Source organism: Streptomyces sp. NPDC027663 (genome assembly GCF_055566415.1).
The window spans coordinates 542,255-564,449 of the sequence record NZ_JBVHSK010000004.1; the positions used below are offsets into that span (position 1 = coordinate 542,255).

Consider the following 22,195-nt stretch of genomic DNA (forward strand, 5'->3'; position numbering starts at 1 on the left):
GGGCGGGTGGATTGCGTGGCGGGGAGTCAGTGCGTGGGCAGGGCCAGGGCGTGCGTGCCGCGCTTGATCAGCTCGTTGGCGATGATCAGCCGCTGGATCTCGGAGGTGCCCTCCCAGATCCGGTCGACGCGCAGCTCTCGGTACATGCGCTCCACGGCGTAGGAGCGGTCGTAGCCGCGGCCGCCGAAGATCTGCAGACAGCGGTCGGCGACCCGCCCGGCCGCCTCGCTGGCGGCGAGCTTGGCGGTGGAGGCCTTGGCGTGCAGCGTCTTGCGGTCGGTACCCGGCTGGTCGGCCTCCCAGGCGACCTGGTGGGTGTAGGCCCGGTTGACGGCGATGTCGACGGCGCAGTCGGCGAGCATGCCCTGGATCAGCTGGTACGAGGCGATCGGCGCCCCGAACTGCTCACGCTCCAACGCCCAGTCGCGGGCCAGTTCCAGGGCCCGCTCGGCTGCACCGACCGTACGCGCCGCGATCATCAGGCGCTCGTCGGTGAACCACTCCTTGGTCAGCTCGTAGCCGTTGCCGACGCCGCCGAGCACGTCCTCGTCGGCGACGAAGACGTCGGTGAAGGTGAACTCGGGGTGCCCGTTGACCGCGGAGTGCATGAAGCGGGGCAGGCGGGTCATCTCGACACCGGGCGCGGCCTTGTCGACGAAGAACAGGGTGGGCAGCCGCTCGGGGCCGGCGTCGGCCTGCACCAGCAGGAAGTCGGCGACGTCCCCGCAGGTGACGAACCACTTCTCGCCGTTCAGCAGCCAGCCGCCGTCGGTCCGGGTGGCGGTCGAGGTACCGGAGGAGGGGTCGGATCCGGCGCCGGGCTCGGTGACGGCGAACGCGTCGAACTTCTCGGCCCGCAGTACGGGCAGCAGGTACTTCTCGCGCTGCCGCTCGTCGCCGTACGCGAGGACGTTGGCGGGCCGCCAGGGGATGTCCCACAGGCAGTTGGTGACCTTGCCGAACTCCTCCTCGACGATGACCTGGTCGAGCAGGCTCAGTCCGGCGCCGCCCCACTCGGCGGGCATGTTGATGGCGTAGACGCCGGCGTCCATGGCGGCCCGGGTCAGTTCGGCGACGAGCTGCCCGGGCAGGGGTCCGCCGGCCTGTTCGGACTGGTCCTCGTACCGCATCAGGAGCTGGGCGTAGGCGGCGGCGCGGCGCTTGAGGTCGGCCTGCTCGGGGGTGTAGCGCATGTCCATGGGGGCCTCTTCGGTCGGGGGAACGGCGGGTGCGGGGCCGGTCAGGCGAGTACGGCGCGGGCGTCCAGGGCGAGGACCCCGCGGGGGCGTACGAGGAGGGGGTTGACCTCGATCTCGGCGATCTCGGGGTGGGCGGCGGCGAACGTGGTGATCGTCTCCACGGCGGCCGCGGCAGCGGCGACGTCGACGGGCGGTCTGCCGCGTACGCCGTCCAGCAGTGCGGCGGCTCGCAGTCCGCGCAGCAGGCGCTCGGCGCGGTCGGCGGGGACCGGGGCGAGCCCGAAGGCGACGTCGTGCAGCACTTCCGCCAGGACTCCGCCGATGCCCACCATGGCCACCGGACCGAACCGGGGGTCGCGCTGGACGCCGACGATCAGCTCGATGCCGTCGGACAGGTCCGCCATGGCCTCCACGGAGTAGGCGGGTGCGCCGAGCCGGGCGTGCATCTCCCGGAAGGCGGCGAGCAGCTCGGCGGGTCCGGCGAGGTTCAGTGCCACGCCACGCGCGTCGGACTTGTGCAGCAGGTGCAGGGCCTTGAGGACGTAAGGGCCGGTGAACTCGGCGGTCACCGCGCGGAGTTCGGTCTCGTCGTGGATCTCCCGTGCGGCGGGGAAGGGGAGTCCGGCCGCTTCCAGGGCGCGGCGGGTGTCGAGGTAGCCGCTCGCGCGCAGGGCAGGGGCCGGCCGGGGCAGGGGGGTGAGGCCGGTGCCGGAGGTACCCGACGCGGTGGCGGCCAGGGCTCGGGCGGCGTCCTCGGTCGCGTCGAACACCGGGATGCCGGCCGCCCTGAGGGTGTGGCAGCTGGGTGAGTCCGGATACATGGACTGCACGACGAGCGGTCTGGCGGTGGCCCGGTGCCGGGCGGCGATGCGGCGGGCGGCCTCCTGTTCCCCGTCCGCCAGCGCCGTGCCGCCGCCGCCCAGGCCGCCGTCGGCTGCCGCGTAGCCGCCGAAGTAGCCCGTCAGCAGCACGGCGTCGGTCTCCTCGGCGGCCAGCAGCGCGGCGACGGTCTCGGCGTAGGATCCGGGGTCCTGCTCGCCCATGCCGGCCAGGTCCACCGGGTTGGCGACGGCCGACTGCTCCCACAGGACCTCCCGCAACCGCTCCCGGGTGGGCGCCCGCAGTTCGGGCACGGTCAGCCCGGCGGCCTCGACGGCGTCGGCGGCCACGACCCCGTGCCCGCCGCCGTCCGTGAGCACGGCGACCCGGCGGCCGGCCGAGCGCCGCCCGCCGTCCAACGCGGCCAGGACGACGGTGAGTTCGCGGGGACTGGCGACCAGCTCCACGCCCGCGTCCCGGCAGGCTGCGGTGACCACGTCGGCGGAGGTGGTGAGCGCCCCGGTGTGCGACTGGGCGCTGCGGGCGGAGGCGTCACCGCGTCCGGCGGTCAGCAGCACCACCGGCTTGCCGGCGCTCGCGGCGGCCTCGGCGAAGGCACGCCCGTCGCCGAAGTCCTCGGCGTAGACGGCGATCGCGCGGGTGCCCTCGTGCCGGGCGCAGTCCGCGAGGAGGTCCACGAGGGTCACGTCGGCCTGGTTGCCCAGCGAGACGAACCGGGAGAAGCCGAGGCCGTGCGGGGCGAAGCGGAGCTGGAGTTCGAGGGCGAGGTTGCCGCTCTGGCTCAGCAGGGCGACAGCGCCGGGGGTGAAGGAGTCGGAGGCGAGGAAGAGGCCGGTGGTGTTGTCGGCGATCCCGAGGCAGTTGGGCCCGACCATCACGGCACCGGCGGCACGCACCCGTTCGGCGACCGCCTGCTGGCGGATCCGGCCTGCGTCGCCCGTCTCGGCGAACCCGGCGGTGATCGCGACGATCGCCCGGGCCCCGCAGTGCAGGGCTTCGTCGACGGCGTCCTCGAAGCCGGCGGCGGGCACGGAGATCACCGCCAGGTCGACGGGTTCGCCGATCGCGGTCAGGCTGGGGGCGGTGGTACGGCCGAGCACCGTACCGCCGCGCCGGTTGACCAGGTGGACGGGCCGGCGGCCGTTCGCGCGGACGGCCTGCGCGGCGATGGCGTGGCCGTACTTGGCCGGGTCGTCACTGGCTCCCACGACGGCGACGGAGACGGGGTCGAAGAGCGCCGACAGTTCTCGTCCCATGTCACTTCACCAGCCGCAGCGCGGAGTTGGGGCAGGCGTCGGCGGCGGCAGCGGCGGCTTCCTCGCCGCCCGGCGGGACGTCGGTCACGCGCACCTGCGCATAGCCCCACTCGTCGAGGTCGATCAGCTCGGGCGCGGGTTCCTGGCACAGGCCGTAGCCCTGGCAGCGGGTGGCGTCCAGCAGGAGTTTCATGGCGCGGTCCTTTCGGTGCGGCGGGAGCCGGGGAGGGGGCCGGGACGCGGATCAGGGCACCGGCACCGTGAACCGGCGTCCGTCCTCGGGTGCCGGGCCTGCGCAGGCGGGGCAGGCGGCCACGCGGTGGCCGTCGACGCGGTCGGGGAAGTGGGCGAGCAGGGTGCCGGCGATGCGGGCGGCGGCGTCGAGCAGCCCGCAGGCCCCGCGTCCGGGCAGCCGTTGTGACCAGCGGTGCAGCCGGTCGGACGTGTCGGCGTCCGCCTGGCCGCGGGCGAGGGCCCTGAGCGCGTCGGCCAGGGCGCCGGTGCCGGAGACGCACACCCCGCACTGCCGGGCGCTCTGCGCGGCCAGGTAGGCGGTGGCCTCGGTGGCCACGGCGACCGGGCAGTCCTGCGGGTGCAGGAAGTGCAGCGCGCCGCAGCCGAGGGCGCCGCCGGCCTCGTGCAGCCGGTCCTGGTCGAGGGGCAGGTCCGTCCAGCCGGCTCCGTGCAGGCCGCCGAACAGGCCGCCCAGCAGCACGGAGTCCGCGCTGCCGTGCCCGCACAGGTCCGCGAGGACCTTCAGCCCGGTGCCGGCGGGCACCTCGGCCAGCGCGGTCGCTCCGGCGGTGCTGCCGGCGCGGGCCCGGGCCGTGCCCGAGAGGGTCACCAGATGTGCTCCGGCGATGGCGTCCGCGGCCTCGGGACGCGCGTGGATCAGCGCGATGCGGGCCAGCGTCTCCACATTGGCGACGAGGGTGGGCGCTCCGCCGACACCGCTCTCGTAGGGGCGCGGGGGTTTCGCCCTGGGCAGCGCCGGACCTCCGTCGATGCGCCGTACGACCGCGGTCTCCTCCCCCGCGACGTAGGCGTGCTCCGCCCGTACGACGTCGATGCGCAGCCCGGCGGGCCGCTCGGCGAGGGCCCGGTGCACGGCGCGCCCGGCGGGGGCGTCGGAGAGGTAGACGCAGCCGCGGGCGGCGCCGGTCATGGCCGCGACCAGCCGTATGCCGTCCAGGACCAGGTGGGGGCGGTGGCGCAGCAGCCAGCGGTCCTTGACGGAGCCCGGCTCGCCCTCTTCTCCGTTGGCGACGACGACGGCCCGGCCCGGGGCGTCCCGGACGGCTCGCAGCTTGACGGCGGCGGGGAAACCGGCCCCGCCACGGCCGCGCAGGTCCGCGGCGGCGATCCGCTCCAGCAGCCGCTGCGGTGCCGGGAGTGCCGTGTAGCCGCCCGCGGCCAGGTAGCGGGGGGCGTCCTCGCTGCCGCCGGACAGCCAGGTGCCGGACGGCAACGGGTCGAGAAGGCCGGGCCTTCCTTCGGGGAGGAGGGAGAAGACGCCGGTCATGCGGTGCTCCTGGGGGGTCCGGAGGGGTCCGAGGGACGGGTGCCGATGCGGGATCGCAGACGGGACACGGCCCGTTCCAGGTCCCGGCGCTGGGGGGCGGTGCGGGCGTAGCCGGACCCGGGCAGGCCGATCAGCATGCGGTGGTGATCGAGGACGACCTCGCCGGCCACCAGCGCCGGCCGTGGATCGGCGGTCGCGGATCCCGCCGCGGCGGCCACGACCAGGCCGGTGACTTCGCCGAGGTAGCGCAGCCAGCCGCGCTGCGTGCCGCGCAGCACCAGCCGCTGGACACGATGCCGCTCGGTGGCGACGAGGTGGGGCGGCGGGTGGTCGCCCGCGGAGGCCCGCAGGGCGGCCACCGCTGCGGGCAGCTCCTGTTCGGGCTCGGGGGTGAGACCGAGCCAGACCAGATTTCGGCGAACGCTCATGCGTGCCTCCGGGGGCGCACCGTTCCGGTGGTTGCGGGAACGGGGCGGCGCGGCGATGGCGGGTGAGAAGGTGCTCCGGTGCCCGTCGGGCGGAGAGGGAGCGGGGCGGCGCACGGGGGCCGCGATCACGGGAAGCGCCCGGACAGCCCTTTGCTGGAGCCGGCGCGTCCGACCTGCCACCGAGACTAACTAACTAATTAGTCAGGCCACAAGTCTTGACTTGACCCCACACCGGCCGCACTCTGACTAACCAATTAGTCAGCAGGAACGGCGAGCCCATACGGCGCTGCCGTCCCGCCCGCAGCCTCACCGCCCATCGCCGCCGCCGCGGCGCGGAGGAGGACTTCATGCACCCCTCGAACAGCCGGGCGGGCGCCCCGCCCGTCACACCCCCACAGCCGCCCCCCGAGGCCCCCGGGGAAGCACTGCCCGCGCACTACTACACCGATCCGGCCGTCGCGGAAGCCGAGACCGAACACATCTTCGCCACGTCCTGGCAGCTCGTCTGCCACGAGTCCGACCTCCCCGGGCCGGGGGCACGCCTGGCCGCCAGGGTCGCCGACCGGGAGGTCCTGGTCGTCCGGACCGAGGACGGCGGCCTGGCCGCCCATCTGAACGTCTGCCGCCACCGCGGCACCCGCCTGGTCACCGGCCCGGAGCCGTCGGGCAAGGCGATCCGCTGCCCGTACCACGGCTGGACCTACAAGCTGGACGGCCGGCTCGTCGGCGCTCCCGAGGCACGCCGGATCCCCTGTCTCGACAAGCCCCGCCTCGGACTGCACCCGGTGAACGTCGAGTCCTTCCTCGGCTTCGTCTTCGTCAACCTCGACCTGGAGGCGACGCCCCTCGCCGAGTCCTGCAAGGGCCTCGCCGAGGCCGTCGGCCGTTACGCCGGTCCGGGTCTCGTGCCCGTCGGCAAGTACCGCATCCACGACCTGGCCGGCGGCGAGGAGCAGAACGCCAACTGGAAGGTGATCGTGGACAACTACCTGGAGGGCTACCACGTCCCCGTGGCCCACCCGGCGCTGATGCGGCTGCTGGACTACCAGGCGTACACGGTGGACGTGCAGGAGAGCTACGTCCTGTTCGAGTCGCCGCTGCGCGACAAACCGTCCTCGAACTGGACCGAGCGGCTGTACCAGCGCCTCGCCACCCCCATGCCCGGGCTGACCGAGGCGGACCGGCGGGTGTGGCGGTACGCCGTGATCTATCCGAACACGCTCATCGACTTCTACCCTGACCACGTGCTCGCGTGGACCGCCCTGCCCACCGCCCAGGACCGGGCGGCGATCCCCGGCGCGTTCTACACGAAGCACGGGGAGGGCGTGCGCACCCGGCTGGCCCGGCGGCTGAACATCCACATCGGCTGGGTGACCAACGACGAGGACGCCGAGCTGGTGGAACGCGTCCAGGCCGGCCTGTCCACACCGGGGTTCGAGCCGGGGCCGCTCTCGGACCGCGAGGCCGCCGTCGGCTGGTTCGCGCGCCGGGTCCGGGACGACCTGACGGGGACGGCCCGCGGCGTTCTGAAAGGGACCGCCCGGGACGACCTGACGGGGACGGCCCGCGGCGACCTGAAGGGGACCGCCCTGTGACGCCCGCCGGACCGCGCCGCCGCAGCGTGTGCCGCCCGTCTTTCCGCCCGCCGGAACCCTCGTCGTTCCGTCCCGCGGGCTTACCCCTCCCCCGCTGACCGCGTTCGCATCCTCCCCAGACCGGCCATCGCTGCGGAGTCAGGGCCCGCAGCGAGCCGACCAGCCGGTCCGCCCTGGACTTGTGCCGTTCCTCGACGGAGAGGACGCTTCATGTCCCCCGCTCCACCCACCCCGCCGTCCCGCCGTGCCGTCCTCCGGGCCGGCGCCTGCGGCCTGCTGGGCGCCACGGCCGCCGGCTGCGGGTTCATGCCCGCCGCGAAACCCGACACCAAGGCCCTCGCCCCCGTCCGTGCCCGCGTCGACGGCGACCTCGTCTACTTCAACTGGGCCGACTTCGTGGACCCGTCCGTCTTCAAGGGATTCGAGAAGGAGTACGGCGTCAGGGTCGTCCAGTCGAACTTCGACTCGATGGAGGGCATGGTCGCCAAGCTCAACGCCGGCAACCGCTACGACATCATCTTCCCCACCGCCAAATGGGCCCAGCGCCTGGTCCACGGCGGCCGGCTGCGCCGTATCGACCACTCCCAGCTCGCCAACTCCCCTGCCGTCTTCGGGAAGTACACCTACTTCGCCGACCCCTGGTACGACCCCGGCTCCGCGCACACCGTCCCCTTCACCGCGTACAAGACCGGCATCGGCTGGCGCCGCGACCGGATCGGCGAGCTGACCGGCTCCTGGAAGGACCTGTGGAGCGACAAGGCCCGCGGCAAGGTGTTCCTGCTGGACGACCGCGACGAGGTCCTCGGCATGGGCGCCCTGGAACTCGGTCTGCCCGTCAGCACCGGGAACACCCGTGACCTCGACCGCATCACCTCCTTGCTGAGCACCCTGCGGCCCCGGCTGCGCGGCTTCTCCAGCGACAGCTACAACAACCTGCTCAACGGCAACGCGGTGATGACCCAGGCCTGGAGCGGTGACATGGCCGCCATGCTCAACCAGGCCGACGACCCCTCCGTCTTCGGCTTCCAGGCCCCCAAGGAGGGCACGCCGATCAACTCGGACTGCTACGCCATCCCCTGGAACGCCCCGCACCCCGGCACCGCGATGCTCTTCATCGACTACATGCTCCGGCCGGAGAACGTGAAGAAGAACATCGAGTACATCGGCTATCCGATGCCGGTGGCCGGCTCCGAGAAGGTCTACGCCGACCTCGTCGAGCCCTTCCCCGAGTGCCTGGTCACCGAGGACGACCTCAAGGCCGACCTGTTCTTCCGCAACGGCGGCCGCGCGGCGGAGGACGCCCGCGACACCGCCTGGACCCATGTGAAGGCGGGCTGAGACGTGGCACTGCTCCGCCCCTCCTCCCGCACCCGGCGGCACAAGGCGGACGCCGACGGCAGCCGCATGTGGACCTGGTTCATGCTGCCCGGCACGCTGTGGATGACCGGATTCCTGGTCGCCTCCCTGGTGCTCGTCGCCGTACTCGCCGTCGGCACCACGGACGATCTCGGCAACCCCCGCTTCGGCTTCGACCTCGCCGGCGTCCGCGCCCTCACCGACCCCGCCTACACCGAGGTCCTGGCCCGGTCCCTCGGCTACGCCCTGCTCACCTGTCTCATCTGCCTGCTGGTCGCCTACCCGGTGGCGTACACCATCGCCCTGTACGGCGGCCGGTACAAGAACGCGCTGATCGCGGCGATCGTGGTGCCGTTCTTCGCCAACTACCTGGTGCGCATGTACGGCTGGTCGGTGGTCCTCTCCGACGACGGCCCCGTGCTCCGCGCCCTGCGCGCGACCGGTCTGGCCGACGGTGACACGAAGATCCTCAACACCGGTCTCGGCGTCGTCGCGGGACTGGTCTACGGCTTCGTCGTCTTCATGATCATTCCCCTGTACGCGGCTCTGGAACGCCTGGACGTCTCCCTCATCGAGGCCGGCCGCGATCTGTACGGAGGCCCGGTGCGCACCTTCCTGTTCGTCACCCTGCCCGCCACCCGGCAGGGCGCGGCGGCCGGTCTCGTCCTGGTCTTCCTGCCCGCGATGGGCGACTTCGTCAGTGCGCAGCTCATGGGAGGACCGGACCAGATCATGATCGGCAACCTCATCCAGGACAAGTTCTTCCAGGGCCAGAACTGGCCGCTGGGCTCGGCACTGACGATGCTGCTGATGCTCGTGCTGCTGGTCGGGATGTTCGGCTATCTGCGGCGTACCCGCAAGGACGAGGCGGAGGCCCGCCGATGACGCTGCTGCGCCTGCCCTCGGCCACCACCCCCGCCCGGCCCGCCGCACGGTCCCGCTCGCGGCGCGGCCGCGCCGACCGCAAGCCGCGTGTCCTGATCGCCGTCACGGCACTGTTCTTCGCGCTGCTCTACCTGCCCATCGGCGTGGTGGCGCTGTTCTCCTTCAACTCCAGGAAGTCCCTGACCGTCTTCGGCGGGTTCAGCCTGCGCTGGTACCGCGCCTTCGTCCACGACGACGTGCTCCTCGCCTCCCTCGGCACCAGTCTGCGCATCTCCCTGGTGGCGATGGCCGGTTCGGTCGTCCTCGGCGTGGCCCTCGCGCTGGGGCTGGTGCGCTGCCGCACCCGGCTCGGCTCGCTCGCCGGCCTCGTCATGCTGGTGCCGCTGATCACCCCGGAGATCGTCACCGGCGTCGCGTCGATGCTGCTGTTCAAGGGCCTGGGCGTGGCCCTGTCCACGGCCACGGTCATGCTGTCGGAGATCACCTTCTCCATCTCCTACGTCACCGTGATCCTCCGCTCCCGGGTCGCCGCGCTGAACCCCGAGGTGGAGGAGGCCGCCATGGACCTCGGCGCCACCCGCTGGCAGGCGGTGCGCCTGGTCACCCTGCCGGCGCTGCTGCCCGCCGTGCTCGCCAGCGCCGTACTGATCTTCGCGCTGGTCTTCGACGACTTCGTCCTCGCCTACTTCACCACCGGCGTCGACCCCCAGCCGCTGTCGGTGCGGATCTACTCGGCGATCCGCTTCGGGGTGCAGCCCACCATCAACGCCGTCGGCACCCTGATGCTCGCCGGTTCCATCTGCCTGATCGCCCTGGCGCTGTTCATCCCGCGCCTCTTCGGCCGCCGCGGTGGCCTCGACATCCTCTCCGGAGAGTGACTCCATGGACGCGACCGACGCGATCCCGGCCGTCCGGCTCGACGGCGTCTGCAAGCAGTTCGCCGGCTCCTACGCCGTCCACGACCTGGACCTCGACATCGAGGCCGGCCACTTCTTCTCGCTGCTGGGCCCCTCCGGCTGCGGCAAGACCACCTCGCTGCGCATGATCGGCGGGTTCACCGACCCCACCGAGGGTTCGGTGCTGCTCGCCGGCGAGGACGTGACCGGGCTGCCGCCCGACAAGCGCAACGTCAACACCGTCTTCCAGAGCTACGCACTGTTCGACCACCTGAGCATCGCCGACAACATCGCCTTCGGCCTCAGGCGCAAGGGCGTGGACCGGACCGAGATACGCAAGCGGGTGGCCGAGATGCTGGAGCTGGTCCAGCTCGGCGGCCTCGCCGAGCGCAAGCCCCGTACCCTCTCCGGCGGCCAGCGCCAGCGCGTCGCCCTGGCCCGCGCGCTCGTCAACCGGCCGGCCGTGCTCCTCCTCGACGAGCCGCTGGCCGCCCTCGACCTCAAGCTGCGCCGGCAGATGCAGGTGGAGCTGAAGCAGATCCAGCGCGAGGTCGGCATCACCTTCGTCTTCGTCACCCACGACCAGGACGAGGCACTCACCATGTCCGACCGGATCGCCGTGATGAACGCGGGCCGGGTCGAGCAGTGCGGCACCCCCGAGGACATCTACGAGCATCCGGCCAGCAGCTTCGTCGCCTCCTTCATGGGCACCTCCAACCTGATGACGGGCACCTACCGCGGCGGCGAGGTCGCCCTGGACCAGGGCCCCGCCCTGCCGGTCGGCCACCGGGCAGGCATCACCGACGGTACCGCCGTCAGCGTCTCGGTACGCCCCGAGAAGATCTGGCTGTCCGACTTCGAACCGGGCATGCCGGTGCTCAGCGGTGTGATCCGCGAGACCGTCTACAGCGGCCCGACCACCACCTACCTGATCGAGATCGCCCCCGGCGTCACGCTCTCGGTGCTGGAGCAGAACACGGCCCGCGCGCGCATGGAGGACCGCTGGAGCGGCGGCGAGAGTGTCGAGTTCGGCTGGCGGCCCGAGCACTGCCTGGTCCTGGCCTGACCGCGCCCGATCGAGGAGAGCGAAGCTGATGCATCACGACGTGATCGTGCTCGGTGCCGGACTGGCCGGCCTCGCCGCCGCCCGGGACCTGGCGGCCGCCGGCACCGACGTACTCGTCCTGGAGGCCCGCGACCGCGTCGGCGGCCGGGTCGAACAGACCCGCACACCCGACGGCCGTACCGTCCAGCTGGGCGGCGAGGTGGTGGGCCGCGGCCACACCGCCTACCTGCAACTCGCCGGCGAGCTGGGCCTGAAGCTGGTCCCGAGCTATGTAGAAGAGCCGGGCCGCATCTCCCGCGCCACCCCGGAGGGCTGCTCGGCCGGCGATCCCCCGCACTGGTTCGGCCCCGGCGACGCGGCCGAACACCAGCGGCTCGGCGCCGAGTTCACGGCCCTGGCCGCCACCGTCGACCCGGACGACCCCTGGTCGCACCCGGAGGCCGCGGCCCTGGACCGGCTGTCCGTCGCCGGCTGGCTGCGCTCCCGGCACGCCTCACCCGCCGTCGTACGCCTGTGGGACATCGGCCAACTCGCCCTGGCCGGCGGCTCGTACGAGCGGATCTCGCTGCTGGCCGCGCTGCGCAAGAGCGCGGCGGTGCCGGGTACCGGCTCGGGCGACTACGACTACGAGGACTGGGAGGGCCTGCGGCTCGCCGACGGCTCGGCGACCCTCGCCGATGTCATGGCCCACGAACTGGAAGGGCGCATCCGCCTGGGGGCACCCGTCGCCGCCGTCGGGATCCGGCCCGGCCGCTGCTCGGTGCGCCTGGCCACCGGTGAGGTCGTCACCGCGGCCGCCGTGGTGAGTGCGCTGCCCGTGGGGCCCCTGCGGTCGGTGCCGGTCACCGGCGTCAGCGAGGCCCGTCTCGCCTCCCTGCACCGCCAGCGCCAGGCCGTCGCGGGCAAGTTCGCCGCCGTCTACGACCGTCCGTTCTGGCGCGCGGCCGGCCTCAACGGCCTGTCCGAGGCGGAGGGAGTGCTGGGCAGCACCTGGCCGCAGAGCGAGGGCGTCCTGTCCGCGCTGATACCGCCCGAGCGCTACGGCGTGCTGCTGGGCATCCCGGCGCAGCTGCGCACACCCGAGCTGCTCGCCGAAATGACGGCCATGTTCGGTGCAGAGGCCCAGCGGCCGCTCGCGTGCCATCTGCGGCTGTGGGGCACCGACCCGTGGACCCAGGGCTACGTCACCCAGTGGCCGCCGGGCGAGGTGATGACGGTCGGCCCGCTGCACGGCACCCACGAGCCACCGTTCTACGTCTGCGGCTCCGACCAGTGGGTCGCCGGCTACATGGAAGGCGCCGTCCGCACCGGTCGTGCCGCCGCCGAGGAGGCCCTGCGCCGTGGCTGACACCGCCCGCCCGACGACGATGACGACCGTCCTGAACCACATCGGCGGCAAGGACGTACCTGCCGCCTCCGGATCCACCCTGCCCCTGGTCGACCCGGCCACCGGCCGCATCCACGGCACGGCACCGCTCTCCGGCGCCGAGGACGTGGACGCGGCCCAGCGGGCGGCGCAGGACGCCTTCCCCGGCTGGTCGGCGACCACCCCGGGGCAACGCCAGTCGGCGCTGCTGCGGATCGCCGACGCCCTGGAGCAGAACGCCGGCACCCTGGCAAGCGCGGAGGTCGCCGACACCGGCAAGCCGCGCGCCCTGTTCCTGGCGGACGAACTGCCCGCGATCGCCGACGTGTTGCGGTACTTCGCCGGAGCCGCCCGCAACCTGCCGGGCGCCGCCGCGGCCGAGTACACCCCGGGCCGGACCTCCCTGCTGCGCCGTGAACCGGTCGGTGTCTGCGCGCAGATCACCCCGTGGAACTATCCGCTGATGATGGCGGTGTGGAAGGTCGCTCCCGCGCTGGCCGCCGGCAACACCGTCGTGCTGAAACCGTCCGACACCACACCGGCCTCCGCCGCGCTCCTGGCCCGGCTCGCCGCCGGACACCTGCCGCCCGGCGTACTGAACGTGGTGTGCGGCGACCGTGACACCGGGCGCCTGCTGGTGGCCCATCCCGGCATCCGGCTGGTGGCCGTCACGGGCAGCGTCCGCGCCGGGCAGGAGATCGCCGCGGCGGCGGCAGCCGACCTCAAGCGGCTCCACCTCGAACTCGGCGGCAACGCACCGGTGCTGGTCCACGAGGACGCCGATCTGGCCGACGCGGTGGCGCAGTTGTCGTCCCTGGCCTTCTACAACGCGGGCCAGGACTGCACGGCCGCCGCCCGGATCCTGGTGCACCGGCGGATCCACGACACCTTTGTCGCCGCCTTCGCGGGCCGGGCCGCGCGGCTGCGGCCGGGTTCCCCCGACGACCCGCACACCGACTTCGGGCCCCTCGCCCACGCCGCCCAACTGGCCACCGTGCGCGGTCTGCTGGAGCGCCTGCCGGGTCATGCCGAGGTCGTCACGGGCGGTGCCGCTCCGGACGGCCCCGGTTTCTTCCACCAGGCGACGGTGATCGCCGGGGTACGGCAGGAGGACGAGATCGTGCGCAGCGAGGTGTTCGGGCCGGTCGTCACCGTCCAGCCCTTCACCGACGAGGCCGAGGCCCTCCATCTGGCGAACGCCGTGCCCCAGGGGCTCGCCGCGAGCGTCTGGACCCGTGACCACGACCGCGCGATGCGCGCGAGCCGGGCCCTGCACACCGGCATCGTCTGGGTCAACACGCACGGCACCACGGTGTCCGAGATGCCGCACGGGGGCGTGCGGCACTCCGGCTACGGCAGCGACCTCTCGCTCACCGGCCTGCTCGACTACACCCAGGTCAAGCACGTCATGCTGTGACCGGTCCGGAACCCTTGGTTCCTGGGTCTATCGTGTCCCCCATGTCTGTGCCGGAACTGATCCGAATCGTCTCCCGCGACTCGCCCATGGCGTTGGCCCAGGTCGAGCGGGTCCGCGCCGAGTTGGCCGTACTGCACCCGGGCGTGCGGACCGAGGTCGTGCCGGTGAAGACGACCGGTGACAAGTGGATGGGTGATCTGTCCAAGGTCGAGGGCAAGGGGGCGTTCACCAAGGAGGTGGACGCGGCCCTGTTGGCGGGCGAGGCGGATCTCGCCGTGCACTGTGTCAAGGACGTGCCCGCCGACCGGCCGCTGCCCGCCGGCACGGTGTTCGCCGCGTTCCTGAAACGGGACGACATCCGGGACGCGCTGGTGCACCCGGGCGGGCTGACCCTGGACGAGCTGCCGGCCGGCACCCGGATCGGCACCTCCTCGGTGCGCCGGGTCGCCCAGCTGGCCGCCACGCACCCGCAGCTGAGGTGCGTGCCGTTCCGCGGCAACGCCAACCGCCGGCTGGAGAAGCTGGCCGCCGGGGAGGCGGACGCGCTGCTGCTGGCGGTGTCGGGCCTGGAGCGGATCGGCCGGACGGACGTGATCAGCGAGGTGCTGTCGGCCGAGACGATGATGCCGCCGATCGGCGCGGGCATCCTGGCCCTGCAGTGCCGGGAGGGCGACACCGAGCTGATCGACGCGGTCAGCGGGCTCGGCGACCCGGACACCTACCGGGAGGCGACGGCGGAGCGGATGTTCCTGCATGTGCTGCAGGGCCACTGCAACAGCCCCATCGCCGGGTACGCGCGCGTGGACCGCAGCGGGGAACTCTCCCTGCGGGCCTGTGTGTTCACCCCGGACGGCAAGACCAGGCTGAACGCCCACGAGTGGGCGGGCCGGCTCGATCCGCCGACGCTCGGCACCTCGGTCGCGGTGGCCCTGCTCCGGCAGGGTGCGCGGGAGATCATCGACGGCATCCCGCACTGAGCCCCGTACGGCGTCCGGCGCCGGCACCGCCTGGGCGGGCCGGCCCCGGCCGCCTCAGGCGGTGCCGGGCTCCGTCTGGTCCCTCAGGAAGGCGCTGACCTGGTGGGCCAGGCCGCCCTGCACGGTGCCTGCGGGCGCCGTCGCGGGGGTCGGCTCCAGGACGCCGATGCCGCCCGCCCACAGCCGCCGGTCGGTCCACTCGTCGTCCACCCGCAGTTGCACCTGCACGTCCACGTGCGTCAGGGCCGCCTCGGGCGCGGCGGCGTACAGCACGGCGGTGGCCCGGCGCAGCGGGTAGACGTCGAAGCCCTCGATGAACTGCGAGTTGCGCCAGTCGATGAAGGCGCCCTCGCCGTCCGGGCCGACCCGGACGTCGAGCTGGCCGTCCTCCAGGTGGATGCCGTAGTGCCGCGCGCCGCGGTTCTCGACGGTCACCCGGACACTGAAGTACGTCAGACCGGCGGCGGCGTCGTCCCGGCCGCGCGGCGGCTCGGCCGCCTCCAGACGGTGGACGCGGACCCGCAGACCGGCATGCTCTTCGTACTCCTGCCAGTCACCGACCACGTTCGGCTCGTACACAGTGCCCCTCTCGACCTTCGAGAGCTGCTGTCTATCTGTGTGCCGAGCGCACTGTCAAATGAGCAGAATGCGCTGTGGCCAGGGGATTCGCCCGCTTTGATCGGCGATCAAAGCGCTGCCCAGGAAGAATCCGTTCACGGCGCGTTCCGGCCGGGTACGTGCGCGTGCCGCACATCACGTCGCGAGGCAAGATCAGCGGGTCGGGCGGCCGGGGGGCACCGGGCCGGGCGGCCGGGGGCCCACGGAGGCCGCGGTGCTACCGAGAGTGGCGGCCACCGACGGCACCGCGGGCGGCCACGGACGGCACCGCGAAGCCGGGAACAAGGTGCGCGGGCGTGCCGAGCGGCAGGCGGCGCGCTCGGGAACCAGGTGCGCGGACGCGCCGAGCGGCAGGCGGCGCGACGTGTCGGCCTGATGCCTCAGCGCGTTGGTCCTGTGACCGCCTGCAGCCGGTCCGACCTCGCACCGGGACGGGGTACGGCGTCGGAGCCGAAGGACAGCGGCGGCACGGTGACCGCCTCCCCGAGCCCGCCGGCCGGTCCAGGCCCCGGAGCGAGCTGGGCGGTGGCCGCCCGGCAGGGCAGCACGGCGCCTCGCCGACGGCCCCGCCGAGCCCGGTGACGTGCACCCGAACCGTTCGGCCCTGCGGCGTCGCACGAGCCGCCCGATGACCGTAATGTGGTTGTTTGTTTTGAGATGTCCGTCAGCGGGAATGGGCACCAGTGTGCTTCGGACAGGAGGCACGTCCGTGGGAGCCGGCCCCGCCGTACGCCCCGGTGTCCTTCCATGGTCCGAGCGCACCTCCCACGGTGTCTGTCCATCCAGCACCTGCTGAGAGAGGTGCGCGCAATGCCTGTCACCGGCAGCACCAGGCCCCATCCTCACGACGACGCCCCGGACACGGTCGAGTCCTTCGAGCGGCTGGCGAAGCTGCCCGACGGACCGGAGCGCCAGGCACTCAAGGACGAACTGGTCCGGCTGTGGCTGCCCATGGCCGAGCGGATCGCCGTCCGCTTCCGCGGCCGTGGCGAGGCCCTGGAGGACCTCTACCAGGTGGCCGCGCTGGGCCTCGTCAAGGCCGTCGACCACTACGACCCCTGCCGTGGCCGCGCGTTCGAGGCGTATGCGGTCCCCACCATCACCGGAGAGATCAAGCGCCACTTCCGCGACCACATGTGGACCCTGCACGTTCCCCGCCGGGTCCAGGACCTGCGCAACCGGGTCCGCACCGCCACGAAGGAGCTGGCGCAGACCACGTCGGGCCGGGCCCCCACCGTCGCCGAGGTGGCCGCGTACGCGCGGCTCTCCGAGGACGAGGTACGCACCGGCATGGAGGCGCTGGAGTGCTTCTCGGCGCTGTCCCTGGACGCCGAGGTCTCCGGAACGGACGGCTACGCCCTCGGCGACTCCCTCGGCAGCCCGGACCCCGGATACGACCTGGTGGTCGACCGTGCCGCGGTCAAGCCCTGTCTCGCCGCGCTGCCCGAGCGCGAGCGCACCATCCTCTACCTGCGGTTCTTCCGGGGCATGACGCAGAGCCGGATCGCCGAGCAGCTCGGGATCTCGCAGATGCACGTGTCACGGCTGCTCAGCGGCTGCTTCGACCGGCTGCGCGAGGAACTGCTGGCGGAGGCCCGCTGACCTGCCCCCCTCGCCCCCGGCACCTGGGCCGGGCCGTCGCGGGCCAGGGCGTCCTCCGGCTCGGCGCGAATCGCGCCTGTACCCCCGCCACCCGGGGTACTCGACAGGCACCCCACCCCCGTTCGGTTGGACACTGGTGCCAGACCGGTGGCCGCCCGGCCCCGAGAGCAGGACGCGACTGCCATGAGCAACGACACCCCCGCCGGTGGCGGACCCCGCAAGAAGAGCGTCGTCTCCACCCACTCCGTCTTCGGCGCGCCGTGCTGGGTGAGCCTGACCAGCCGGGATCTCCAGGCCACCCAGGACTTCTACGCGGCCGTCCTGGGCTGGCGCTGGCGGGGTGCCAAGCTGGGCGAGCACTTCCGCATCGCTCTGGCGAACGGGGTCCCGGTGGCCGGGATCGCCGCGGTCGCCTCCATGTGGCAGATGGCCGTGGCCTGGACGCCGTACTTCGCGGTGCCGGACGCGGACGTGGCCGTGGCCCGGGCCCGGGAGCGCGGCGGTACGGCGGCGGTCGGCCCGCTGTCCTTCCCGCCCGGCCGGGCGGCACTGCTCGCCGACCGGGACGGGGCGACGTTCGGGATCTGGCAGGGCGAGCTGGTCTCCAACTGGGAGGCGTGGCGGCAGGCGGCACCGACGTTCGTCCGGCTGCACACCCGGGACGCCTTCGACGCCGCGATGTTCTACGGCGAGATCCTCGGCTGGGCGTCCGGGCAGCCGGGCTGCTGCGAGGTCGAGTACGAGGGCGGCGAGGTGGTGCTGCGCAGCCGCGGTGACGCGGTGGCGCGCATCGACTCGGGCGCGGTGGAGGCGGCCCCGGACCCCTCGGTACGGCCGCACTGGCAGATCCACTTCGCCGTGTCCGATGTGGCCGACTGCGCCCGGGCGGCGGAGAAGCACGGTGGCAGCGTGCTGAGCGAGGGCGAGAACGAGGCGATTCTGCGGGACGCGGACGGGGCGCAGTTCACCGTGATGTCTCGCTCCGATCGGTGAGCCGACGGTTCCGCGCGGTTCCTCCCCGTCGTGCCTGCCCGCGGGTCCGCGGGGGCTGGTCGCGCGGTTCCCCGCGCCCCTGGGGAGTTGCGCGCGACGGACGCGGCGGGCTGGGGGTGGTCGCGCGGTTTCCGGGACTCTGGGAGTTGCGTGTGACCCGCGGGGCTGAGGGGTTGCGGCGTGCCTACTTGCGGGTTCGGCGGGGCTTGGTGCGTCGTTGCTCGCGTGCCGGGGTTGCGCGTGACGGGTGGGACAGGAGGACCAGGCTGCGTGCCTCCACGCGGAGCTTCGTGCCGGCCTTGCGTTCGCGTTCGTCCGGGATGCCGTCGGGGTCGGCGGTGTCGATCAGGGTGGTCCAGCGCTCGCCGAAGGAGTCGTCGGGCAGCCGGAAGCCGACCGGTTCCCAGTAGCCGTTGACGAGCAGCAGGAAGGAGTCGTCGGTCATGCGGCGGCCGAACGAGTCGCGTTCGGCGATGGCGTCACCATTGAGGAAGACGCCGACCGAGTGCGCGTCCTCGCGCTGCCAGTCCCGGCCGGTCATCTCACGGGCGTCGGGACGCAGCCACATCAGGTCGGGCAGCGGCTGATCGGCGTTGGTGGCGGTCTCGCCGCGGAAGAAGCGGCGGCGGCGCAGCACCGGGTGCGCGGCGCGCAGGGCGATCAGGCGCCGGGTGAAGTCGGCGAGGCCGCGCTGCTCGTCGGTCAGGTCCCAGTCGACCCAGGAGATCTCGTTGTCCTGGCAGTAGGCGTTGTTGTTGCCGCGCTGGGTGCGGCCGAGTTCGTCACCGTGGCAGAGCATCGGGATGCCCTGCGAGAGCAGCAGCGTGGCCAGCAGGTTGCGCTGCTGGCGGGCGCGGAGTTCGAGGACGGCCGGGTCGTCGGTCTCCCCCTCCACACCGCAGTTCCAGGACCGGTTGTGGCTCTCACCGTCCCGGTTGTCCTCGCCGTTGGACTCGTTGTGCTTGTCGTTGTACGACACCAGGTCCCGGAGCGTGAATCCGTCGTGCGCGGTGACGAAGTTGACGCTCGCGCGCGGCCGGCGCCGGCTGTGCTGGTACAGGTCGGAGGAGCCGGTGAGCCGGGAGGCGAACTCCCCGAGCGAGCCGGGCTCGGCCCGCCAGAAGTCCCGTACCGCGTCCCGGTACTTGCCGTTCCACTCCGACCACAGCGGCGGGAAGTTGCCCACCTGGTAGCCGCCCTCGCCCACGTCCCACGGCTCGGCGATGAGCTTGACGCGGCTGATCACGGGATCCTGCTGGATCAGGTCGAAGAACGCCGAGAGCCGGTCGACCTCGTGGAACTGCCGGGCCAGCGTGGCTGCGAGGTCGAAGCGGAAGCCGTCGACGTGCATCTCGGTCACCCAGTACCGCAGCGAGTCCATGATCAGCTGGAGCACGTAGGGGTGCCGCATCAGCAGGCTGTTGCCGGTGCCGGTGGTGTCGTAGTAGTGCCCCCAGTCACCGTCGACCAGGCGGTAGTACGAGGCGTTGTCGATGCCCCGGAAGGACAGCGTGGGGCCCATCTCGTTGCCCTCGGCGGTGTGGTTGTAGACCACGTCGAGGATCACTTCGAGGCCTGCCTCGTGCAGCGCCTTGACCATGGCCTTGAACTCGTTGACCTGCTGGCCGCGGGAGCCGAGGGCGGCGTAGGCGTGGTGCGGGGCGAAGAAGCCGATGGTGTTGTAGCCCCAGTAGTTGGCCAGGCCGCGGTCCTGCAGCACGCCGTCCTGCACGAACTGGTGCACCGGCATCAGCTCCACCGCGGTCACGCCGAGGGAGGTCAGGTGCTCGGTCACGGCCGGGTGGGACAGGCCGGCGTAGGTACCGCGCAGCCGTTCGGGGACGTCCGGGTGTCTGCGGGTGAGGCCCCGGACATGCGCCTCGTAGATCACCGAGGCCGCGTACGGCGTCCGGGGCGGGCGGTCGTCGCCCCAGTCGAAGTACGGGTCGGTGACCACCCCCAGCATGGAGTGGCCGGCGCTGTCGTCCGGGGAGGGTCCGTCGGGGGCGCGCTCGTACAGCGAGGCGTGGTTGTCGATCTGGCCGTCGACGGCGCGGGCGTACGGGTCGAGCAGCAGCTTCGCCGGGTTGCACCGGTGACCGAACGACGGCTGCCAGGGGCCGTGCACCCGGTAGCCGTAGCGCTGCCCGGGGCCGACGCCGGGGAGGTAGGCGTGCCACACGAAGCCGTCGACCTCGTGCAGCCGGACGGGCGTCCCGGTGCCTGCGTCGTCGACCAGGATCAGTTCGACGCGCTCGGCGACCTCGCTGAACAGAGCGAAGTTGGTGCCCTGCCCGTCGAAGGCGGCACCCAACGGGTAGGGGTGCCCGCTCCACACGGGCACCCCTTTGCGGGACTTGCGGGCGGTCACCGGCTGCCCTCCAGAGCTTCGTCCCCGGTGTGCGCCGGCGCAGCCAGTGCGGCCACCGGCTCCTCCCGCGGCACTCTCAGGCCCGTGCGCAGCGTGGGCTCGGGGGCGGTGGGCACCAGCGGGACGCGCTGCCCGGCGCGGGCGCGCTGCGAGAACCAGATGATCTTGCTGCCGGTCTCGGAGGCACAGCAGCCCCAGCCGTCGCTCATGGCGGCGATGTCCTCCAGGCAGGACCGCAGGTCCTGGTCCGGGCGCAGATCCGGGTCGTCGTCCCCGAAGGCGGTGATGAGGTGCTGGCCGTTCCACCACATCTCGATCGAGGTGTGCTTGTCCGTGGCGTGCTCGTCGATCGCCCGCAGCAGCAGTTCCGCGCCGCGGCAGACGGGATCCTCGAGGTTCTCGAGGTCCCAGTAGCGTAGATGGGCGGCCAGGATGCGGCTGACCTGTCCCACCCGTTCCGGGCTGACTTCCACGTCCAGGTGGTAGTAGCAGGGCACTGCGGTCTTCATCGTCGCTTGCTCCTCACCGGCGAAGCTCTCGCTCCCCTCGCCCCTTCCGGGAGGGATCCCGGACACATAGCGTGAGTGCAGATCACTTCTGAGTCACCTCCACGGTGACCGCACTAGGCCATTCGTGCAACACGAGCACCCGACACTCGCGATCGTTGAAGCTCCAACAAGACGCTGTGTCGTCGTGCGTGCACCATAAGTGAAAGCCTCGATCGCCGTAACGGTGCCGCGCCCTCCCCTGCGCGGACACCACCCGACCGTCGGGAACGCGCCCAGTCGAGAGCGTGGAAGGTGAAGAGGGCCATGCTGCTACCCGCCAAGGCCGAAGTGGCCCGGCAGTTGCGGCGTTACCGGGCGTGGGAGCGCGTGATGCTCGCCTCGCCGCACGACCGCACGGTCCGGGCCACCTTCGAGGACTCGGGGTACACCCTGTGCGTGCTGATGGGCAAACGCTGCGCCCGCGAAGCCGCGGAAGCCGCCGAGCGCTATCTGCGCACCAACCTGGTCACCTATCTGCGCGAGCAGGACGGACGACCGCAGCCACGCCGCGCGGCCAGAAGAGCGCCGCCACCGGAGCGGCGTTCCACGGCGCCAAGCCCCTGACCTGGCACCGTACAAGGCGTTCCCCCACAGGACCGATGAGCAGTCGGTCCGTCTCGGATCGCGAAGCCGGGCCGGGTGCCCGGCTTCGCGCACGGCGGAGGTGAGTCACATGCGCAGGACCCCGGTCATCGGCCGTGTACCGGTACGCGACGTCCGGCCGGCCGTGGAATGCGGCAGACGCCCGGCGAAAGCGGTGGCCGGGGAGACCTTCCAGGTCACGGCCACCGTGTTCCGGGAAGGGCATGACGCCGTGGGCGCGAACGTGGTCCTGCGCGATCCGAAGGGCCGCCGCGGCCCCTGGACCCCGATGCGGGAGCTCGCCCCGGGCACCGACCGCTGGGGCGCGGAGATCACGCCGGACATGACGGGCCGTTGGACCTTCCGCGTGGAGGCCTGGAGCCATCCGCTGGCGACCTGGCGGCACACCGCGTCCGTCAAGGTGCCGGCCGGCATCGACACCGGCCTGGTGCTGGAGGCAGGCGCCGAGTTGTACGAGCGGGCGGCCGCCGGAGTGCCCAAGGGCCCCGAGCGGAACCTGGTTCTGACCGCGGCGCGCACCCTCGGCGACGACTCCCTGTCCGTGCACGACCGCCTGAAGGTCGCCCTGTCGCCGGAGGTGGAGTCGGTACTGGCCGGTCATCCGCTGCGGGAGCTGGTCACCGCCTCCGACCCGATGCCGTTGCTGGTGGAGCGCGA

20 protein-coding genes are annotated in these 22,195 nt (G+C 72.6%); 12 read left to right on the forward strand and 8 right to left on the reverse strand.

Translation table 11 applies throughout. The features are described from left to right. Positions 1–26 precede the first annotated feature (26 nt). The 5 genes from ACZ4SF_RS15405 to ACZ4SF_RS15425 are packed head-to-tail and all read right to left on the reverse strand — an operon-like array spanning position 27 to position 5,245. Complete coding sequence (locus tag ACZ4SF_RS15405; protein WP_468383618.1) at positions 27–1,199, reverse strand: acyl-CoA dehydrogenase family protein; 1,173 nt, start codon at positions 1,197–1,199, stop codon at positions 27–29. Between the two features lie 41 nt (positions 1,200–1,240). Continuing rightward, on the reverse strand, positions 1,241–3,295 hold the full coding sequence (locus ACZ4SF_RS15410) for an acetate--CoA ligase family protein (RefSeq protein WP_468383621.1): 2,055 nt from the start codon (positions 3,293–3,295) through the stop codon (positions 1,241–1,243). A 1-nt stretch (position 3,296) separates the two neighbouring features. Beyond that, positions 3,297–3,488, reverse strand: a complete 192-nt coding sequence (locus tag ACZ4SF_RS15415; protein WP_468383623.1) for a ferredoxin — start codon at positions 3,486–3,488, stop codon at positions 3,297–3,299. Between the two features lie 51 nt (positions 3,489–3,539). Continuing rightward, positions 3,540–4,817, reverse strand: a complete 1,278-nt coding sequence (locus ACZ4SF_RS15420; protein WP_468383626.1) for an NADH-ubiquinone oxidoreductase-F iron-sulfur binding region domain-containing protein — start codon at positions 4,815–4,817, stop codon at positions 3,540–3,542. Then, positions 4,814–5,245: a hypothetical protein gene (locus tag ACZ4SF_RS15425; RefSeq protein ID WP_468383628.1), complete on the reverse strand. Its 432-nt coding sequence runs from the start codon at positions 5,243–5,245 to the stop codon at positions 4,814–4,816. Before ACZ4SF_RS15425 ends, ACZ4SF_RS15420 begins: the two co-directional genes overlap by 4 nt. A gap of 347 nt (positions 5,246–5,592) precedes the next feature. Here ACZ4SF_RS15425 and ACZ4SF_RS15430 point away from each other — a divergent pair, with 347 nt between their 5' ends. The 8 genes from ACZ4SF_RS15430 (at position 5,593) to hemC (ending at position 14,803) form a co-directional block, all read left to right on the forward strand. Then, the gene (locus ACZ4SF_RS15430) at positions 5,593–6,840 is read left to right on the forward strand and encodes an aromatic ring-hydroxylating oxygenase subunit alpha (protein ID WP_468383630.1); all 1,248 of its coding nucleotides are present in this window, start codon (positions 5,593–5,595) and stop codon (positions 6,838–6,840) included. A 210-nt stretch (positions 6,841–7,050) separates the two neighbouring features. Continuing rightward, positions 7,051–8,178 carry a polyamine ABC transporter substrate-binding protein gene (locus ACZ4SF_RS15435; protein WP_468383633.1) on the forward strand — a complete coding sequence of 376 codons (1,128 nt, stop codon included), beginning with the start codon at positions 7,051–7,053 and terminating at the stop codon, positions 8,176–8,178. Positions 8,179–8,181: 3 nt separating this feature from the next. Beyond that, complete coding sequence (locus tag ACZ4SF_RS15440) at positions 8,182–9,081, forward strand: ABC transporter permease (RefSeq protein ID WP_468383635.1); 900 nt, start codon at positions 8,182–8,184, stop codon at positions 9,079–9,081. Beyond that, positions 9,078–9,959: an ABC transporter permease gene (locus ACZ4SF_RS15445; protein ID WP_468383638.1), complete on the forward strand. Its 882-nt coding sequence runs from the start codon at positions 9,078–9,080 to the stop codon at positions 9,957–9,959. The genes ACZ4SF_RS15440 and ACZ4SF_RS15445 overlap by 4 nt, the downstream gene beginning before the upstream one ends. A 4-nt stretch (positions 9,960–9,963) precedes the next feature. Continuing rightward, positions 9,964–11,043 carry an ABC transporter ATP-binding protein gene (locus ACZ4SF_RS15450; RefSeq protein WP_468383640.1) on the forward strand — a complete coding sequence of 360 codons (1,080 nt, stop codon included), beginning with the start codon at positions 9,964–9,966 and terminating at the stop codon, positions 11,041–11,043. A gap of 28 nt (positions 11,044–11,071) precedes the next feature. Continuing rightward, positions 11,072–12,391, forward strand: coding sequence for a flavin monoamine oxidase family protein (locus tag ACZ4SF_RS15455; RefSeq protein ID WP_468383642.1), 1,320 nt, complete (start codon positions 11,072–11,074; stop codon positions 12,389–12,391). 19 nt (positions 12,392–12,410) lie between these two features. Further along, positions 12,411–13,826, forward strand: a complete 1,416-nt coding sequence (locus ACZ4SF_RS15460; protein WP_468383719.1) for an aminobutyraldehyde dehydrogenase — start codon at positions 12,411–12,413, stop codon at positions 13,824–13,826. 41 nt (positions 13,827–13,867) lie between these two features. After that, entirely contained in the window at positions 13,868–14,803 is a 936-nt protein-coding gene (gene hemC / locus ACZ4SF_RS15465; RefSeq protein ID WP_468383645.1) for a hydroxymethylbilane synthase, read from the forward strand. Between the two features lie 54 nt (positions 14,804–14,857). Here the strand turns inward: hemC and ACZ4SF_RS15470 are convergent, their stop codons facing one another. Beyond that, positions 14,858–15,382 (reverse strand): hypothetical protein, encoded by a 525-nt coding sequence (locus ACZ4SF_RS15470; protein ID WP_468383647.1) that lies wholly within the window; start codon positions 15,380–15,382, stop codon positions 14,858–14,860. An 849-nt stretch (positions 15,383–16,231) separates the two neighbouring features. Here ACZ4SF_RS15470 and ACZ4SF_RS15475 point away from each other — a divergent pair. Together ACZ4SF_RS15475 and ACZ4SF_RS15480 are read left to right on the forward strand one after the other, a co-directional pair. Continuing rightward, positions 16,232–17,023 carry an RNA polymerase sigma factor SigF gene (locus ACZ4SF_RS15475; protein WP_468383649.1) on the forward strand — a complete coding sequence of 264 codons (792 nt, stop codon included), beginning with the start codon at positions 16,232–16,234 and terminating at the stop codon, positions 17,021–17,023. A 183-nt stretch (positions 17,024–17,206) separates the two neighbouring features. Next, the gene (locus ACZ4SF_RS15480) at positions 17,207–18,016 is read left to right on the forward strand and encodes a VOC family protein (protein ID WP_468383651.1); all 810 of its coding nucleotides are present in this window, start codon (positions 17,207–17,209) and stop codon (positions 18,014–18,016) included. 184 nt (positions 18,017–18,200) lie between these two features. On the opposite strand, the gene glgX is transcribed toward ACZ4SF_RS15480, so the two are convergent. Both glgX and ACZ4SF_RS15490 read right to left on the reverse strand, forming a co-directional pair. Further along, positions 18,201–20,387 carry a glycogen debranching protein GlgX gene (gene glgX / locus ACZ4SF_RS15485; protein ID WP_468383653.1) on the reverse strand — a complete coding sequence of 729 codons (2,187 nt, stop codon included), beginning with the start codon at positions 20,385–20,387 and terminating at the stop codon, positions 18,201–18,203. Continuing rightward, on the reverse strand, positions 20,384–20,896 hold the full coding sequence (locus ACZ4SF_RS15490) for a pep a2 (RefSeq protein ID WP_468383656.1): 513 nt from the start codon (positions 20,894–20,896) through the stop codon (positions 20,384–20,386). Before ACZ4SF_RS15490 ends, glgX begins: the two co-directional genes overlap by 4 nt. A gap of 303 nt (positions 20,897–21,199) precedes the next feature. On the opposite strand from ACZ4SF_RS15490, the gene ACZ4SF_RS15495 reads away from it, so the two are divergent. After that, positions 21,200–21,499, forward strand: a complete 300-nt coding sequence (locus ACZ4SF_RS15495; RefSeq protein ID WP_468383658.1) for a DUF5133 domain-containing protein — start codon at positions 21,200–21,202, stop codon at positions 21,497–21,499. Positions 21,500–21,608: 109 nt separating this feature from the next. Then, positions 21,609–22,195: maltotransferase domain-containing protein (locus tag ACZ4SF_RS15500; RefSeq protein ID WP_468383661.1), on the forward strand; the 587-nt coding region annotated here is incomplete at its 3' end.

Bases quoted from the DNA above. Each gene is read 5' to 3' on its own strand.
- ACZ4SF_RS15405 (WP_468383618.1), bottom strand. From the start codon at position 1,199: ATGGACATGCGCTACACCCCCGAGCAGGCCGACCTCAAGCGCCGCGCC.
- ACZ4SF_RS15410 (WP_468383621.1), bottom strand. From the start codon at position 3,295: ATGGGACGAGAACTGTCGGCGCTCTTCGACCCCGTCTCCGTCGCCGTC.
- ACZ4SF_RS15415 (WP_468383623.1), bottom strand. From the start codon at position 3,488: ATGAAACTCCTGCTGGACGCCACCCGCTGCCAGGGCTACGGCCTGTGC.
- ACZ4SF_RS15420 (WP_468383626.1), bottom strand. From the start codon at position 4,817: ATGACCGGCGTCTTCTCCCTCCTCCCCGAAGGAAGGCCCGGCCTTCTC.
- ACZ4SF_RS15425 (WP_468383628.1), bottom strand. From the start codon at position 5,245: ATGAGCGTTCGCCGAAATCTGGTCTGGCTCGGTCTCACCCCCGAGCCC.
- ACZ4SF_RS15430 (WP_468383630.1), top strand. From the start codon at position 5,593: ATGCACCCCTCGAACAGCCGGGCGGGCGCCCCGCCCGTCACACCCCCA.
- ACZ4SF_RS15435 (WP_468383633.1), top strand. From the start codon at position 7,051: ATGTCCCCCGCTCCACCCACCCCGCCGTCCCGCCGTGCCGTCCTCCGG.
- ACZ4SF_RS15445 (WP_468383638.1), top strand. From the start codon at position 9,078: ATGACGCTGCTGCGCCTGCCCTCGGCCACCACCCCCGCCCGGCCCGCC.
- ACZ4SF_RS15450 (WP_468383640.1), top strand. From the start codon at position 9,964: ATGGACGCGACCGACGCGATCCCGGCCGTCCGGCTCGACGGCGTCTGC.
- ACZ4SF_RS15455 (WP_468383642.1), top strand. From the start codon at position 11,072: ATGCATCACGACGTGATCGTGCTCGGTGCCGGACTGGCCGGCCTCGCC.
- ACZ4SF_RS15460 (WP_468383719.1), top strand. From the start codon at position 12,411: ATGACGACCGTCCTGAACCACATCGGCGGCAAGGACGTACCTGCCGCC.
- hemC (WP_468383645.1), top strand. From the start codon at position 13,868: ATGTCTGTGCCGGAACTGATCCGAATCGTCTCCCGCGACTCGCCCATG.
- ACZ4SF_RS15475 (WP_468383649.1), top strand. From the start codon at position 16,232: ATGCCTGTCACCGGCAGCACCAGGCCCCATCCTCACGACGACGCCCCG.
- ACZ4SF_RS15480 (WP_468383651.1), top strand. From the start codon at position 17,207: ATGAGCAACGACACCCCCGCCGGTGGCGGACCCCGCAAGAAGAGCGTC.
- ACZ4SF_RS15490 (WP_468383656.1), bottom strand. From the start codon at position 20,896: ATGAAGACCGCAGTGCCCTGCTACTACCACCTGGACGTGGAAGTCAGC.
- ACZ4SF_RS15495 (WP_468383658.1), top strand. From the start codon at position 21,200: ATGCTGCTACCCGCCAAGGCCGAAGTGGCCCGGCAGTTGCGGCGTTAC.